The organism is Wenzhouxiangella sp. AB-CW3, from assembly GCF_014725735.1.
Classification (GTDB): Bacteria; Pseudomonadota; Gammaproteobacteria; order Xanthomonadales; family Wenzhouxiangellaceae; genus Wenzhouxiangella.
On sequence record NZ_CP061368.1, the window covers coordinates 752,199 to 767,816 of the forward strand.

A 15,618-nucleotide genomic window follows, 5' to 3' on the forward strand; every position below is an offset into this window, starting at 1 on the left:
AGTCCTGATGAGCCATCGCCTGATTCTGACCAGTGCATTTCTGGTTGTCGTCAACCTGCTGCCAATGGCTGGCGTCCTGTTTTTCGGCTGGTCGGTCTATGAAATCGTGCTGCTGTTCTGGGCGGAGAACCTGGTGGTTGGCATGTATGCGATGGCCCGGATGGTTACGCTCTACCGACGAAACGGCGACAGGCGCAACCTGCTGCTGATTCCTTTCTTCTGCTTTCACTTTGGCATGTTCACGTTGGTTCATCTGGTGTTCGTTATCTCCATGTTCCGCCCGGAAGATCATGTCTCCGGTGGAACCGGCATGAGCCTGTGGATCCCGTTCCTGGCGCTTTTGATCAGCCACGGCGCGTCCTACGTGATGAACTTCATCGGCAAACGGGAATACCGTGGCATGGACGGCGAAGAGGTCATGATGGCGCCTTACAAGCGCGTGGTCATACTTCATGTGACCATCCTTGTCGGTGGTTTCCTGGTCAGCGCACTGGGCCAGCCCGCGATAGCTCTGGCGCTGCTGGTCGGACTCAAGATCTTCATTGATGTGGTCGCGCATGCACGCGAACACCGGAGCAAGGAGACAGCCGAAGAGGCCAAGCGCAAGACCGGCCGTGCCGACGGCGACGTATTCAGACCCTGGGACTGAATGGCCCGACTTCACCCAAAGGATCCAAGGAGATGTATGACTGACAGGAAGACGCCAGACCGAATCGAGTCCGATCAACTCCTCGAGCGGCTGCAACCCAAACTCGATGAACTTGAAAAGGAACGTCAGGAGACGCGGCAGTCGCTTCTGAAACTATTTGCAGTCATCGGGGCCGTGACCCTGGTGGCTGTCATTGCTGCTGCAGTCGCCCTTGCCCTGGTCACCGAGGCCAGCGGGGCATTGATTGGCTTGTTTCCGCTCATGATCGGAGCCCTGGTGATGTTCAAATTCGCCGATGGTCGCCAGAAGCGTTGGCGGGCAAGGGTCGCCGAAGCACTGGTGCCCGAGATCTGCGAACAGTTCGATGGCGAAATGGAATACCGGGCCGACGCCAGCACGGATTTCGTCAAGCCCTACACGACATTGGGCCTGGTGGGCCGGTGGACCCGGGGCGAGGTCCAGCACCTGCTGCACGGCGAGTATCGCGGACGACGATTCGAGATGGTCCATGCCGACCTGCGCAGTGGAGGCAACGACAACAACGACAGCAAGGTCTTCAAGGGGTTTCTGTTGCGCATCCAGACACAGGCCAGTTTCGAACCCGGTCTGTACATCCGGCCCAACTTCGGTCTGTTCGCCAAGGCTTTCGGCAAGCGGGCCGTGCCGACCGGCAACAAGGGTTTTGATGATCGGTTCCTCGTCAGCACGGATGATGGTCAGGCATTGGACAGCGACCAGCTCAATGCATTGTTCACCCCAGACTGGCAACAGGCGCTGCTGGCCATCGACGAGACGATGGGCCCCATGCCCATCACCAATCATTCGCGCCTCAGCGCCGGTCTGAAGTACGATGCTTTCTACATGACGCTTGATCGGTCCGAAGTGGGGCGTCTGCGCAACCTGCGTGAGCGCTCCTTCCCGGATGTGAATCATTTGCTGTCTTCCGAGTCGGCGCTGGAAGAGAGCCTGCGCAAGATGGTCGACGATGTGCTGGTCTGTCCGCGGGTCATCGATCAACTGCCCGAGGTCAGGGCGGCATCCTGAACTTTGCGATGGAACAGGGGTCTTTGCTGTTTCAACAACAACAAGCCGGAATCGCGCATGATGCACAAGCTGACTTTTTCCACCCTTCTGTTTCTGATGCTCGCGGCCTGCGCCAGCCAGCCGACCACCCATGCCGCAGACTTGTCGGGTACGGTTGATCAGTCCTATGACGAGGTCTGGGAGCGCCTGGTCGTTCACCTGTCCGGTACCGATTTCCGGATCAAGAGCATTGCCAGGGACAGCGGCGTGATTTTCGCCGAACGTGCCCGTTTTGAAGACAGCCTGGCCGATTGCGGGTCGCGCGGACTGGCCTCTTCGAGTGGCCGCAACGTGGCCTTCAATGTGTTTGTTTCCGAGTCCGGTGGCACGACCCGGGTGGAGGTGAAAGCCGACTTCACTGAGTCGCGTCACCTGGACAAAAGCCGCTGGACGACGGAGTGCAGCTCTACCGGCGAGCTTGAGCGTTCGATCATCCAGGCAATCAAGGCCTGAGCCCGATTCCCCGGGCTTTGACGCCTGGCCGAAGTCGGATCACTTGGTCGGCTGCGGGTGCGCCCGCAGCAACCAGGACGCCGCGGCGATTCCGACCAGCCCGATCAAGGCACCGGGCAGAGCGCCGGTGGTGAGGGCCACCACCAGCCCCGCCATCAATGCAAAACCACCGGCAAGGATGGCAGGGGTTGATGTGGCCGATGCCACATCGCGCTTGCGAGTCAATTCGAAACTGACGACTGCCACCAGCACCGGCGCCACCATGGCGATGCACAAGGCGATCCAGACAAGTCGCCCGGTCCAGAAACCCGGATCGCCCGGTTCGCCGGCATCCATGGGCGCACCCAGGCGCTCGCCGATCCAGGCGGCAGGCAGCTCGGCCAGCTTGTGCCAGAGGTAAAGCGGCATGCCGAGCGCGCCCAGAAAGGTGACGGTGGCGGCAGCATGTCTCATATCCAGCAGCCAGCGCATGGGCCGCTCGCACAACAGCACCAGGCCGACCTGGACCCACATCACCCCGATCAGGGCCAGGGTTGGCGGCAGCAGATTGGACTTGCCCTCAAGATCGGTACCCACCATGGCCGTGGGGTAGCCACTGGCGGTGGTGCCGGACAGCCAGGCCAGACCGAAAAATGTCAGTCCCAGTCCGGTCCTGGTTCCGGCAAAGCGCTTGCGTTTCCAGGCAATGCCCAGTTGCTGAGGAATCAGCCAGACGATCAATGCATTGATCCAGCCGATGCCTCCGCCACCTTCAGTCACCAGCGTGCCGAGTTGCAGCAGGTCGGTGGGTGATCGAACGCCAGCGCGTAGAAAGTCTGCCAGCGCAGCGAGCGCGATCAGTCCGAATACCGCCTTGAGTCCGTAGCGCCGATCGGCTTCGACGCTGAGCGGCAAGAGCGCCTGCACCGTGATCAGCATGATCAGAAACCACAGATGCACGGTGAGTGAGTGATTGAACGGTTCGAGCAGCCGGCCGCCGGTATACAGCGAGATCAGCGCAAAGACTGCCAGCGCAGCCATATAGGTAACGGTGGGTCGTGCCAGCCCCAGCGCACGGCCGGCCCACCAGTGCATCTGGTCGTGGCCATGATGCAGCCGGCGGGCGACACCATCGGCGCTCACGGCCGCGGAAACGAACACGAACAGCGGGACGACCTGGACAAGCCAGGTGAGCATACCGGCCGGACCCCAGATATCGAGCATGTGATCGGTGGCCACGACCCGGCCTTCTTCCAGCCGTGGCAGGGTAGCGATCCAGTGTCCGAATACCACCACCAGCAGGGCGCCGGCGCGCAGTGCGTCCGGGTAGCGGTCGCGGGCGTTGCTTTCTTCGGGCACTTCGCTCATGCGGATATCCTTTTTGTCTCTTCTCATGGTAGCTTGTCAGCATGCAAATGATTGCCAGATATGAATCGAGATCGCAAGCCGACGAACGCGCGGCTTTTCTGCGCTCCCGCGGCATTGCATCGCACGTGACCGACTTGACCTCGATGCGTCTGAATCTGGCTCACCAGGGGCAGTTTCGGGCAGCACTGTGGGTGGTGTTGCCCGAACAGGCCGAGGATGCCTTGGCATTGCTCGAAGATCCTGATCATCGTGCCGACACGGCGCTTGATGAGCGTGAGTTCGAACGCCTGGAGAACGAGGGCGCTGATGCCGCCCGCCGTACCATGATGCGCTGGCTGATTCTGACTGCTCTGGGCCTGGCCGGGCTGGCGGCCCTGGTGGTGGCCATCGGCCAGTAGATCTGGCGCCAGCCTGGAGATTTGCACGGCAGCCTGAATGACCTGTCTGTTATTGAGGTCGTGGTATATTTCGTGACCGATTCACCAGTTTGCCAGGTTGATTGGGACGTCGGGAGCGTCCGGTCGCCGGCGGAGGGGGAGCATCAGTGAAACGATCCCACTGTCACCGTTTCGAGGGCAAGAAATGATATCGTGCCTGCGTCGCTGGCTCTCCGGAACGGCAACTGGGAATCCCGGTTTGTCGGTGCTGGCCGGCAAGGGGGCGACAGACTCTGTTGTGGTCAACGCGGTTTCTGAATCAGCGCCGGATGCCGCGGAGGTCGCAACGCAGTATTTCAGGGCGCTGTTTGTTTCCCCCGACGAGCATGCTCGATCCCTGAAGCCTGCAGAACAGGCCTGGTTGCGCGCACAGCGCAGGGCGCTCAGGGGCGAGGGCGATTCGCTGTCGGCGATGGTGCCGCGCCTGCCGTCGGCCATGCCCCGCCTGCTGGCCGCAACGCGTGACCCGGATAAGACCAGTGCACGGGCACTGGCTCGTCTGGTCGAAGATGATCCAGTACTTTCCGCCAAGGTGCTGAAAGTCGTCAACAGCCCCTCCATGCGTCTGCGTCGGGAGGCAGTGGACAGCATCGAGCAGGCCATTGTGGTCATGGGGTTTCCCGGCATGCGCGCCGTGATCGCAGCAGCCTGCATCAGCCCCATCGCGGACTTCCGACGTGATTCACGGCTGGATGCAGCCGCAGTGCAGCAACTTTGGCCCCATACACTTGAAGTGGCCATGGCCGCACGACAGGCTGCCATCCGGGCCGGTCAGCAGCACGCTTTCGAGCTGTACGTCGCTGCGCTGTGCCACGGCAGCGGTCTGATGCTGTTGCTGAGGCGGCTCAGACACCTGGAAGAGCCCATGCCCGGTCTGGAATTTATCGGCGCGCTGGATGGCCTGGCCAAGCGCTTCGCAGTTGTCGTCGCCCGTGGCTGGAAGTTTCCGGAACCCACCTTATCCGCTCTGGAGTCCTGGTCGGAAGGGGCACCGAGACGTGACAGTGGCGCCGACATTCTCGGGCATGCCGCTCAATATGTGCAGGCCCGTGCCCTGGTCTGCGCCGGTGTGCTGGACGACGAGCAATGGCAAGCCCTGCGCATGGGCTTGCCGGGCTATGCGCAGGATTGGCCTGACATTGAGAGCGGCCCTGCCTGACGTAATCCCACTCAGTCCTCATCGAGTTGTCGCCTTCTGCACGATTCTCCCGTTGTGTGGGGTATGCACGAATCTGAGAATAGGTTGAGCAATGCTGCAGAAGAAGATCCATGAAGTCCGAGTGAATTTGCTGACAACGTTTGCTTTGGTGTTGGTCATGTGTGCCGGATTGGCACAGGCCGAAGAGCACATCATCTGGGTTGGAGGTGGCTCGGGATGCGATACCGACTCGCTGTCCCAGGCGTTGTCCGATGCCGGCAATGGCGATGAAGTGCGCGTTCTCAACGATCGCACCTACAACGACGCGCCCTATACCATCAGCAATTCAATCCGGCTGCTGGGCGGCTACGATGAATGCGGAAGCGACACGATCGGCGGCAATTCCGACCTTCGCGGTAACTTCAACCAGCGCGTATTGGAGGTCTTCAACCCCAATCCCTCCGCCAGTCTCGATGTCGAGATCGCCCGCATTGACGTTGCCCAGGGCTCGACCTCGGCCAGCGGCGCGGGACTTGCCATCGGTAGCAATCATGCCGTTGTGCTGAGTGATTCCCAATTTGTTTTCAATTCCAGTGAATCCAATGGCGGTGCCATCCGGGTCGGGTCCGGCTCGACCCTGGAACTGACGGGTGAAAATGAAATCGTGCTCAATAACGCCGATGAAGATGGAGGCGGCATCGCCTGTCTCGAATCTGAAGTCACCATCGAACACGGCACGGCAATCTACAACAACGGTGCCGAGTATGGAGGCGGCATCCACGCCGATGACTGCGAGGTCCGGCTGTACTCTGGCGGCACCGGTAACCTCGGCGTGCGCAACAACACGGCGGATGAACGTGGGGGCGGTATTCGGGCCATCAACGATGCCGTGCTTGTACTCGACGGCAGCGATTCGGATCGTTCCGATCCGAGCCTGCCGGTCACCATAAGAGGCAATGGAGCCGATCTGTTTGGGGGTGGTATTTCTCTGACCGACGGTGCCGAAGCGGCCCTGATCAACACCGTCATCGAAAACAACGTTACCGAAGCCCTGGCGGCTGCCTTTGATGTGGGATTGCGGTCATCACTGACCATGGAACCCGATATGGATGTGTCTTGCCAGAACCCGGGCGCATCCAACTTGAGTTCGTGTTCGATCATCCATGGCAACGCGGCTGAGGATGAAGGTAGGGGCGGATATGTGGTGACCGGTGGTTTTGGTTCAAGCACCGAGATCCGCCAGACTAAAATCCTCGGCAATTCGGTTGCCGGGCACGGAGGAATCATTCAGGCGCAGAATGGTGCCAACATGCTAATCGAGAATGCCCTGATCGCAGACAACGAGACCGGTGATTCAAACTTGACAACCAACGTCATCCGTATTTCCGGCGGGCCGCCGCATACCGGCATTACCGAAGTTGTGATCCGCTTTTCGACCTTGGCCAACCACCAGGGCGGCTTGTCCGACGACACCTTGATCGACATGTTCAGCGGAGATGATCGCGAGGCGCGCCTGGGTCTCGAAGGCCTGGTTATCGATCAGCCCGGAACGACCGTGGTGCGTGATCGCGGTGATGGCGTCAACGAACTCAACCGCGCGGCCTGCATCGTGGCCCCGGAGACCGATTCGATGGAAGCGCTGGCCACCAGTACCGCGCTGGTTGTACAACTGCTCGATCAGGATCCGTTGCTGGTTGACCCGCAGGCCGGCAACTACCGACTTTCGGCAGGATCCCCCGCGGTCGATGTCTGCGCAATGCTGCCGGTCGGATCGCCCCATCCGCTGATCCCGCCGCAAACCGACCTGGATGGCCACAATCGCGGCGTGGCCAACAGCGATGAGGGCGAGAGCACGCCGTTTGATGTCGGTGCCTTCGAGCGTCTCGGCGAGCAAGTGTTCCAGGATCGGTTCGAGAACGGCTGATCTGTCGGGCTGGCCGACCCCGGCGTCAGGCCGCGGCGCGTTCAAGTCGATCGCGTACCGCGGCCCAGGCGGCGGTGGCCGGCGGGCGTTGCACCAGGATGCGTTCGGCGCCACATCGGTCGAGTTCGCGAAGGGCGGCATACAGGCCGCGGGCGTAGGCGACCGGGTCGGCGGGCAGCGTGGTCCAGACCTTGAATCCGCCGGGGTCCGGGGTGGAAGTCAGAGCCAGCACGGCGGCTTGCGAATCCGGCCTGCTTAATGCGTCGCACTCGATCAGCTCCAGGCGGGTGGTCGGGGCATAGTGCGACGCCAGTCGGCCGGACGCGCGCGGTCCTTCCTTTTCCCCGGCCATCTCCGGTCTCGATCCAAGCACCATGGCCAGTCTCTCGGTGCCGATCATGCCGGGGCGCAGAATGCGGGGCTCGGGCCCTGTGCAGTCGACGATGGTCGATTCGACGCCGACATGGCAGGGGCCGCCGTCGATGACGGCAGCCACCGCATTGTCGTTTTCGAACTCACTGACGACATGGTCGGCCGTCGTGGGGCTGATGTGGCCAAAACGATTGGCCGAAGGCGCGGCGATGCCGCGTCCGAGACGCTGAAGGAGCTTCAGTGCCACCGGATGGCCGGGTACGCGCAGTCCCACCGTGTCCTGGCCGCCGGTGACGACATCGGCCACCGTGCCCTTCTTCTTGAGGATCAGAGTGAGCGGCCCGGGCCAGAAAGCCGCGGCCAGGCGCCGGGCGCTGTAGGGAATGTCTTCGGCCCAGTCGGTCATGGACTCCATGCCCGGCAGGTGCACGATCAGCGGGTGGTCGGCTGGGCGCCGTTTGGCCGCGAAGATGCGGCGAACGGCATCGGGGTTGGATGCGTCAGCTGCCAGTCCGTAGACCGTTTCGGTTGGAACGGCCACCAGTTCGCCGTGCTCTAGCAGCTCGGCGGCACGGGCCAGGTCCTCGTCGCTGGCAGTGAGCCGGATCATGCCACTTCAGCCAACCTGGCGCCAGCCGATTTCGTCACCGGCGCGCAACGGTACGATGGTCTCCTGGCCGGCAGTCAGTTCACGATCCATCTGCCAGGGCTGCTTTCGCAGCTCGATCGTTTCGTTGCTGGGGGGCAGGCCATAAAAGGCCGGCCCGTTGAGGCTGGCAAAGGCTTCCAGCTTGTCCAGCGCACCGGCTGCCTCGAACACTTCTGCATACAGTTCCATGGCGGCCGGGGCCGAGTAGACACCGGCACAACCGCAATCGGATTCCTTGGCATGCTTTGGATGCGGAGCGCTGTCGGTGCCGAGGAAAAATCGTTCATTGCCGCTGGTGGCGGCGGCAAGCAGTGCCTGGCGATGACGTTCGCGCTTGATCAGCGGCAGGCAGTAGTGGTGCGGGCGCAGTCCACCTTCGAACAGCGCATTGCGGTTGAACATCAGGTGATGCACCGTGATGGTGGCCGCGGTAGGCCCCGGTGCCGAGTTGACATAGTCGATGGCATCGCTGGTGGTGGCGTGTTCCAGTACCATTTTCATTGCAGGAAACGTCGAGCGCAGCTTTTCCAGGTGACGTTCGATGAACACCGCTTCGCGGTCGAACACGTCGATGTCGCCGTCGGTGACTTCGCCGTGCATGAGCAGCGGCACACCATGCTTTTCCATCGCCTCGATCGCCGGATAGGCGCGTTCGAGCTCGCGCACGCCTGAATCGGAATTGGTGGTCGCACCGGCCGGATAGTACTTGACGGCATGGACGAAGTCGCTTTCGGCGGCCTCGCGAATGTCATCGACCGAGGTGGTCTCGGTCAGGTACAGCGTCATCAGCGGTTCGAAGCGGCTGCCGGCCGGGCGGGCGGCCAGGATGCGGTCGCGGTAAGCGCCGGCTTCGGCCACGGTGCGCACCGGTGGCTTGAGGTTGGGCATGACAATGGCGCGGCCGAAGCTGCGCGCGGTGGCTGGCACCACGGCTTCCAGCAGGGCGCCGTCGCGCAGGTGCAGGTGCCAGTCATCGGGGCGGCGGATGCGGATTCGGTTCACGGCGGATCAGTCAATGCGGGTTGGATGCACATTGTACCGGTCAGCGAAGCGCGCCAGGATCAGTGGTTCCGCTTGCCTCAACCCGGAACGGCAGGCACGCCAATCCATAGCGGATGCAGCCAGAACACGAAAATGACGTGCAGGCCGAGACCGGCGATCACCACGATGAGGTCATTGAACTTCCAGGCCGGCAGCTGGATCAGGTCGGATTGGGTTCGTCGCTTCAGCGAGATGCGATCGACCACTGCCCAGGCCAGGAAACTGCCGAACAGCAGCAGCGCGGCCAGCTCGCCATTGACCAGCAGGTGTGCCAGCGCCCAGGTCTTGACCGCGACCAGCATGGGGTGACGAAAGGTGCGCTGGATGCGGCCGGGCAGGTAGGCAGCCAGCAATAGCGGAAAGACCAGCAGCATCAGGAGATTGTTGACATGAGTCAGCCAGCCCGGCGGGTGGTAAAGCACCACGGGGTCGAGCCGGGCCTGGCCCCAGCCATGGATGATAAGCACCAGGCCGACAAGAGCGATCAGGCTGTAGAGGGCCTGATAGGGCAGACGACCGAGCCGCTGTCTCAGTACCTGCCGACCAGTGGGGCTGATGATGGCCAGAGAGTGGATGCCGAGAAAGAGGATCAGGCCGGTGATCAGGTAGCTCATGGGGTGTCTCGGGTTGCTCAGAGATGGGCATATTAACCCGGCAGGTATGTAGATCGCATTCCCCATTCCCTGACCCTGATCCGCACCTTGGGTCGCAGGGCGGGAGTCAGCCTGTAAACCCTGATCATGAAGATGAGGTAGACTGTGCCGCTTTCCCAGCCGAGAGCGAAACCGCATGTTTGAACGTTCGATCATGATCACCGGCCTGCTGATGCTGGCCGGTGCACCCGCAACAGCGGCTGCCGATGATGCCGAGGCAGACCGGATTGTGGTCCACTCCCGCCCCACCGGAGGACTGCTGGTCGAGTCGCCGGGCAGCATCAGTATTGTTGACCGGGCGCAGATCGAGGCCCATCCGGCCGACAATCTGGCCGACCTGCTGGCAGCGGTGGCCGGCGTCGACATACGGCGGCGCGGCGCCAGCGGAGTTCAGGCCGATGTCGGCATACGTGGCACGGCATACGAACAGACCCTGGTGCTGATCAACGGTATTCCGCTGAAGGATCCGCAGACCGGCCATCACGATCTCAACCTGCCGGTTTCGCTGTCGCATATCGAGCGTATCGAGGTCGTGCGCGGTCCCGGCGGCATTGCCTGGGGCGGCAATGCCACCGGTGGCATGATCAATATCATCACCCGGCGTCCGACCCAGGGCGAGTTCGGCGTCGAGCTTCGGGCCGGCAGTTTCGGCACGCGGGGCGGTCAGCTTCAGGCCGGTACCGGTGATGAGCAGCGCGGGCACATGTTGTCTGCATCGATGGTCAGCAGTGACGGTCACCTGCCCGAGTCCCGAGCCGACAGCGATCTGCGGCGTGTGCTCTACAGCGGTTATGCCGAGTTGGCGCGGGGCGCGCTCGAATGGGGCCTGGGAGCCGAGGACAAGGAGTTCGGCGCCTGGAAGTTCTACAGCGCCGAGTTTCCGGATCAGCGCGAGGAAACCGGTTCGCGCCTGGCCTGGCTGTCCGGTCACACCCGCGCGGCCGACTGGGATGTCAATGCCCGGCTCTACTGGCGCGGCCACGATGACTGGTTCCGGACCCTGGTCAACGACACTGCATTCATCAACGAACACGAGACCTCGGTACGGGGCGTTCGCCTGGACCTGCGGCGTGAAACCGGCCAGGGTGTACTGGCCGCCGGCGGTGGCTGGACCGGCGAGCGCATCGAGTCCAATGCGCTGGACAATCATCGTCGGGAGGAAGCCGTGGCCTGGCTGGCGCATCGACAGGAAGTTGGCGCAAGGGGCAGTGTCGAGGCCGGGCTCAACGCCATCCGTTTCAGCGATTACGGCAGCGAACTGCTGCCGTCGCTGGGGCTGGGGTATCGCCTGAATGAGCACTGGCATGCTCACCTGTCTGCGGCCAGAACGGCGCGTGTGCCGTCCTGGACCGAGCGTTTCCTGGTCACCGGCGCCAATGTTGGTGAACCGGACTTGCAACCGGAGCGTTCCACCCTCTATGAAGCCGGACTGCGCTATTTTGCCGGTGAGCACCGGCTGGCCGGCGCACTGTTCGAGCGCAAGACCGATGCGTTGATCGATTGGGTCCGACAGCCCGGCGAGCAGACCTGGCAGGCGGACAACCTGGGTGGACACCGCGGACGTGGCGCGGAGCTCGAGTGGCGCTGGCAACCCGCCGATATCGCGTCGGTCGGGCATCTTGATCTGTCCTGGACCGTGCTCGATATCCGGCTCGATGAGGCTGGCCGCGAGATCAAGTACGCCGCCGACCACCCGCGACATGCACTGTCGCTGGGCGGGCTGATCAAACCCGGCAGCGATCTCGACCTGTCATTCCAGCTACGCTGGACCGACCGCGGCAGCGACAATCGGGGAACCCTGCTATCCGTGCGCCTGGCGCGCCAGTTCGGGCGTCTTGGTATCTGGCTGGAGGGAACGAACCTGCTGGATGAAGAGCTGGTCGAGACCGGATTCGGCACGATACCGGGGCGCGCGGTATTCGCCGGCATCGGCTGGAGAACAGGCCGGTGAGGAAAGTCGTGCGCGCGTGAAAAAGGGCCGGCTGAACAGCCGGCCCTGAGAGGTTGCACGGATAGTGGCAGTCAAGTTCTGCTTCATGTATGATTCACTAACGATATAGTGAATCAGAAGTGAATCATGATTGCTTTCGTGCCACCTGCTGCCGTGCTCAAGCGGATGCAGCTTCTGGGTCAACTCATTCAGGCGGCTCGCGAGGAATGCGGCATGACCCAGGCCGAGCTGGCCGAGCGGGCCGGGAGTTCCCGGCCGACCATTCACCGGCTTGAATCCGGCAGGGGATCCGTGGCCTGGGCCACGGTCATGACCGTATGCTGGATCCTGGGGCTGCCCAGCGACCCCGACGCCCTGAGTGACGAGCGCAGGGGAGAACTCCTGGCTCGGGGCGAGATGATTCACCGGGTGCGCTCACGCCGGGAGATCGATGATGATTTTTAGGCCGGGCCAGCGCGAAACCGCAGTCTGGATTCACTTGCCCGGGCAGGCCGAACCGGTGGTCTGCGGCCGCGTCGCACTGCGCCAGCTCGGACCGAATGCAGCCTCTGATTACGTGTACGGTCGGAGTTATCTCGCTCGATCCGACGCCATTCCCCTGTTGCCGCACGACCTGCCTCTCGAACGAGGCGTTCACGCTGCCCGGCGTGGGCTTCACGGTGTACTGCGCGATGCCGCACCCGATGCCTGGGGGCGTCGGGTTTTGCTGTATCGACTGAGAATGAGTGAATCGCGTGCAGACTCGGAGCTGACCGAGATCGACTATTTGCAGGCCGCTCGCCAGCGCGTCGGTGCGTTGCATTTCCAGCCCGGCGTGGATCGGCTCGAGATCAATGAGCCGATGGACACACCCGATCTCGAGACTCTCGCCCGGGCAGCCCGAGCCGTGGAAACCCAAGCACCCCTGGATCCGGAGCTGGCCGCCGCGCTGTTGCATGGCACCAGTATCGGAGGTGCACGACCCAAGGTGCTGGTCTGCCACAATGCAAAGCCCTGCATCGCCAAGTTCTCCTCGACGACGGACCAGCATCCGATGGTTCGCCTGGAAGCACTGGCGCTGGACCTGGCTCGGCGGTGCGGACTGGAAGTGCCGGGGCACGAGCGCCTCGATGTCGCCGGCAGGGATGCCTTGCTGGTCGAGCGTTTCGATGTCGATACCACCGGCGAACATCACACCCGTCACCACTTCTTCAGCGCACTCACCGCGCTGAAACTGGATGAAATGGAAGCCCGCTATGCCAGCTACGTCGACCTGGCCGATTACCTGCGCCGCTTCGGTGCCAGTCCGGTCGAACAGTGCCATGAGTTGTTCAGCCGCATGGTCTTCAATATCCTCATCGGCAACACCGACGATCATGCCCGCAACCACGCCTTGTTCTGGGGCGGTGACACGGTTCGGCTCACACCTGCCTACGATCTGTGTGTCATGCCGCGTGTCGGTGGCGAATCCACCCAGGCCATGGAAGTTGGCAGCGAGGGAAAACGCTCCTCGTTGAGCAACGCCCTGAGCAAGTGCGGGCGCTTCGGGCTTGACCGGCTCCAGGCAGAGACCATCTGCCGTGACATGATCGATACCATTACCGATACATGGGCCGATGCAGCCAGTCATGCCGAGTTGCCAACGGCCCTTTCCAGGCATCTGATGCGGCGTTCCGTGCTGGCCGAATCGGTACTTGTCGATTTCTGAGGGTCGACAGGTGTGACGTGTCGTGCCGGTTGAAGCGTCCAAGTCACTGGTCGGGAACAAAAAAAGCCGGCCCAGTGGCCGGCTTTTTTTGCGGGATTCGTAGTGGTCGGGGTGGCGAGATTCGAACTCACGGCCCCTGCCTCCCGAAGACAGTGCTCTACCAGGCTGAGCTACACCCCGACGAAGCCCGATAGTCTAATCCATCCTCGATTGCCAGGCAAGCAGTTGGGCCGGGAATGTGCCAGCCCGGCGGGGTGCATGCGCGGCAGGAATCTTGGCCGACAGGCGCCGCGAATGCCGCGATAATAGGGGTCTTCCCATTTCAAGAAGTCACCAGTCAGATGAATCAGCAGGCCACACAGCACAAGGTTCGCGGTTGCATGGATGAAAAGATCTCCACACGCATCTATCCGGCCGGCAGTCTGAAGGTGCTGTCGCGCGAAGAGGTTGCGCGTCTGTCCGATGCCAGCGAGGAGATCGGCGAGTTGCTGCGCCAGGTGGCGCTGGCCGTGCTCAACTCGGGAGAGCAGGGAGACGATGCCGAGCGCATGCTCAATGCCTACCGGGATTTTCGCCTGCAGATCCACCAGGTCAACCGGGGCATGCGCATTGACCTGGACAACGCCCCGGGCTGTGCCTTTGTCGACGGCCGGATGATCTACGGCATTCGCGAACTGCTCTCCTCGGTGGTGCGCGATATCGTCTACTTCCATACCGAAATCCAGCCCAACCCGTATTTCGACCTTGAACGCTCCGAAGGGATTACCAATACGGTGTTCGAGATTCTGCGCAACGCCAGGTTGCTGGAGGCCGAACGCGACCCGGGGTTGGTCGTCTGCTGGGGCGGTCATTCGATCAGCGCGGAAGAGTATGACTACACCAAGGAAGTGGGCTACCAGATGGGCCTGCGCGGGCTGGATATCTGCACCGGTTGTGGTCCGGGGGCGATGAAGGGGCCGATGAAGGGGGCGACCATCGGACATGCCAAGCAGCGCACGCTGCCGGGTCACTACGTGGGAATCACCGAACCCGGCATCATTGCGGCCGAATCGCCCAATCCCATTGTCAACGAACTGGTGATCATGCCCGATATCGAAAAGCGTCTCGAGGCCTTCGTGCGCCTGGGGCACGGCATCGTCGTCTTTCCCGGCGGCGTGGGTACGGCCGAGGAAATCCTCTACCTGCTCGGTGTGCTGCTCAACCCGGAGAACTCGGACATGCCGTTTCCGCTGATCTTTACCGGGCCGGAGTCGGCGCGGGACTACTTCGAGGAGATTGATCGCTTCATTGGCCTGACGCTGGGCCAGGAGGCACAGAAACGCTATCACGTGATCATCGACAACCCGGTTGCCGTCGCTCGTTACATGGCCGATGGCATGAATCAGGTGCGGGACTGGCGTGTTTCGGTCAACGATGCCTTCTACTACAACTGGCAGATGCGTATCGACCCGGTATTCCAGCAGCCGTTCGACGCCACCCATGAAGCCATGATCGACCTGGCCATAACCCGTGAGCTGCCCAACCACGAGCTGGCCGCCAACCTCCGGCGCGTGTTTTCCGGAATCGTCTCCGGCAACGTCAAGCCCGCCGGCGTCCAGGCCATCCGCGAACACGGCCCGTTCGAACTCAGGGGCGAGCCGGAAATCATGTCCATGCTCGACCGCCTGCTCACCCGCTTCGTCGCCCAGCATCGCATGAAGCTGCCCGGCGACAAGCCGTACGAGCCTTGTTATCGGCTTGTGGGGTGAGAGGGTAAGAGGGGGAGAGGAGGAGAGGAGGAGAGGAGGGAGGAGGAGGAGAGAGGAGAGGAGGAGGAGGAGGAGGAGGAGGGAGGAGGAGGAGGAGGAGGAGAGGAGGAGGAGGAGGAGGAGGGAGGAGAGGAGGAGAGGAGGAGAGGAGGAGAGGAGAACGATAATGTTGCTCCCACCCGGAATCCCTTTTCCCTCTTCCCCCTTTCCTTCTCCCCTTCTCCCCTTCTCCCCTTCTCCCTTCTCCCCTTCCCCTTCTCCCCTTCTCCCCTTCTCCCTTCTCCCTTCTCTCCCCTTCTCTCCCTTCTCCCTCCCCTCTCCTTCTCCCCTTCTCCCTTCTCCCCTTCTCCCCTTCTCCCCTTCTCCCCTTCTCCCCTCTCCCCCTCTCCCCTCTCCCCCTCCCCCTCTCCCCTCTCCCCAGCGCGCCCCAGGCCGCGCGTCACTTGACACCCGTCACATTCAGGTCTATTGTGGCGCTAAGTGGGA

15 protein-coding genes and 1 tRNA gene are annotated in these 15,618 nt (G+C 62.4%); 10 read left to right on the forward strand and 6 right to left on the reverse strand.

Features of this window, described 5'->3' with window-relative positions; genetic code table 11:
* Positions 1 to 7 precede the first annotated feature (7 nt).
* The 3 genes from IC757_RS03205 to IC757_RS03215 are packed head-to-tail and all read left to right on the forward strand — an operon-like array spanning position 8 to position 2,185.
* Entirely contained in the window at positions 8 to 649 is a 642-nt protein-coding gene (locus IC757_RS03205) for a DUF6498-containing protein (protein WP_190975957.1), read from the forward strand.
* A 36-nt stretch (positions 650 to 685) separates the two neighbouring features.
* Complete coding sequence (locus IC757_RS03210; protein WP_190975958.1) at positions 686 to 1,693, forward strand: DUF3137 domain-containing protein; 1,008 nt, start codon at positions 686 to 688, stop codon at positions 1,691 to 1,693.
* 57 nt (positions 1,694 to 1,750) lie between these two features.
* Entirely contained in the window at positions 1,751 to 2,185 is a 435-nt protein-coding gene (locus tag IC757_RS03215; protein WP_190975959.1) for a hypothetical protein, read from the forward strand.
* A gap of 39 nt (positions 2,186 to 2,224) precedes the next feature.
* Here the strand turns inward: IC757_RS03215 and IC757_RS03220 are convergent, their stop codons facing one another.
* A complete protein-coding gene (locus tag IC757_RS03220) occupies positions 2,225 to 3,559 on the reverse strand; it encodes an acyltransferase family protein (RefSeq protein WP_190975960.1) in 1,335 nt (444 codons plus the stop codon).
* A 20-nt stretch (positions 3,560 to 3,579) separates the two neighbouring features.
* Between IC757_RS03220 and IC757_RS03225 the strand changes: the two genes are divergently transcribed.
* The 3 genes from IC757_RS03225 (at position 3,580) to IC757_RS03235 (ending at position 7,031) form a co-directional block, all read left to right on the forward strand.
* Positions 3,580 to 3,930, forward strand: coding sequence for a hypothetical protein (locus IC757_RS03225; RefSeq protein ID WP_190975961.1), 351 nt, complete (start codon positions 3,580 to 3,582; stop codon positions 3,928 to 3,930).
* Positions 3,931 to 4,174: 244 nt separating this feature from the next.
* Positions 4,175 to 5,128, forward strand: coding sequence for an HDOD domain-containing protein (locus tag IC757_RS03230; RefSeq protein WP_223846331.1), 954 nt, complete (start codon positions 4,175 to 4,177; stop codon positions 5,126 to 5,128).
* Between the two features lie 91 nt (positions 5,129 to 5,219).
* A complete protein-coding gene (locus tag IC757_RS03235; protein WP_190975963.1) occupies positions 5,220 to 7,031 on the forward strand; it encodes a hypothetical protein in 1,812 nt (603 codons plus the stop codon).
* A 25-nt stretch (positions 7,032 to 7,056) separates the two neighbouring features.
* Here IC757_RS03235 and IC757_RS03240 read toward each other — a convergent pair whose 3' ends face one another.
* The 3 genes from IC757_RS03240 to IC757_RS03250 all read right to left on the reverse strand — a co-directional run bounded on the left by IC757_RS03240 (position 7,057) and on the right by IC757_RS03250 (position 9,707).
* Positions 7,057 to 8,013, reverse strand: coding sequence for an L-threonylcarbamoyladenylate synthase (locus IC757_RS03240; protein ID WP_190975964.1), 957 nt, complete (start codon positions 8,011 to 8,013; stop codon positions 7,057 to 7,059).
* Positions 8,014 to 8,019: 6 nt separating this feature from the next.
* Entirely contained in the window at positions 8,020 to 9,054 is a 1,035-nt protein-coding gene (gene pyrC / locus IC757_RS03245; RefSeq protein WP_190975965.1) for a dihydroorotase, read from the reverse strand.
* A 77-nt stretch (positions 9,055 to 9,131) separates the two neighbouring features.
* A complete protein-coding gene (locus IC757_RS03250; protein ID WP_190975966.1) occupies positions 9,132 to 9,707 on the reverse strand; it encodes an NnrU family protein in 576 nt (191 codons plus the stop codon).
* Positions 9,708 to 9,882: 175 nt separating this feature from the next.
* On the opposite strand from IC757_RS03250, the gene IC757_RS03255 reads away from it, so the two are divergent.
* The 3 genes from IC757_RS03255 to IC757_RS03265 all read left to right on the forward strand — a co-directional run bounded on the left by IC757_RS03255 (position 9,883) and on the right by IC757_RS03265 (position 13,384).
* Complete coding sequence (locus IC757_RS03255) at positions 9,883 to 11,697, forward strand: TonB-dependent receptor plug domain-containing protein (protein WP_190975967.1); 1,815 nt, start codon at positions 9,883 to 9,885, stop codon at positions 11,695 to 11,697.
* A 126-nt stretch (positions 11,698 to 11,823) separates the two neighbouring features.
* Positions 11,824 to 12,141: a helix-turn-helix transcriptional regulator gene (locus IC757_RS03260; protein ID WP_190975968.1), complete on the forward strand. Its 318-nt coding sequence runs from the start codon at positions 11,824 to 11,826 to the stop codon at positions 12,139 to 12,141.
* Positions 12,128 to 13,384, forward strand: a complete 1,257-nt coding sequence (locus IC757_RS03265) for a type II toxin-antitoxin system HipA family toxin (RefSeq protein ID WP_190975969.1) — start codon at positions 12,128 to 12,130, stop codon at positions 13,382 to 13,384. The genes IC757_RS03260 and IC757_RS03265 overlap by 14 nt, the downstream gene beginning before the upstream one ends.
* Positions 13,385 to 13,487: 103 nt before the next feature.
* Here the strand turns inward: IC757_RS03265 and IC757_RS03270 are convergent.
* Positions 13,488 to 13,564 (reverse strand) — tRNA-Pro (locus IC757_RS03270).
* A 161-nt stretch (positions 13,565 to 13,725) separates the two neighbouring features.
* On the opposite strand from IC757_RS03270, the gene ppnN reads away from it, so the two are divergent.
* The gene (gene ppnN / locus IC757_RS03275; RefSeq protein ID WP_317976888.1) at positions 13,726 to 15,132 is read left to right on the forward strand and encodes a nucleotide 5'-monophosphate nucleosidase PpnN; all 1,407 of its coding nucleotides are present in this window, start codon (positions 13,726 to 13,728) and stop codon (positions 15,130 to 15,132) included.
* Here ppnN and IC757_RS03280 read toward each other — a convergent pair.
* Complete coding sequence (locus tag IC757_RS03280) at positions 15,114 to 15,575, reverse strand: hypothetical protein (RefSeq protein WP_190975970.1); 462 nt, start codon at positions 15,573 to 15,575, stop codon at positions 15,114 to 15,116. The genes ppnN and IC757_RS03280 overlap by 19 nt on opposite strands.
* Positions 15,576 to 15,618 lie beyond the last annotated feature (43 nt).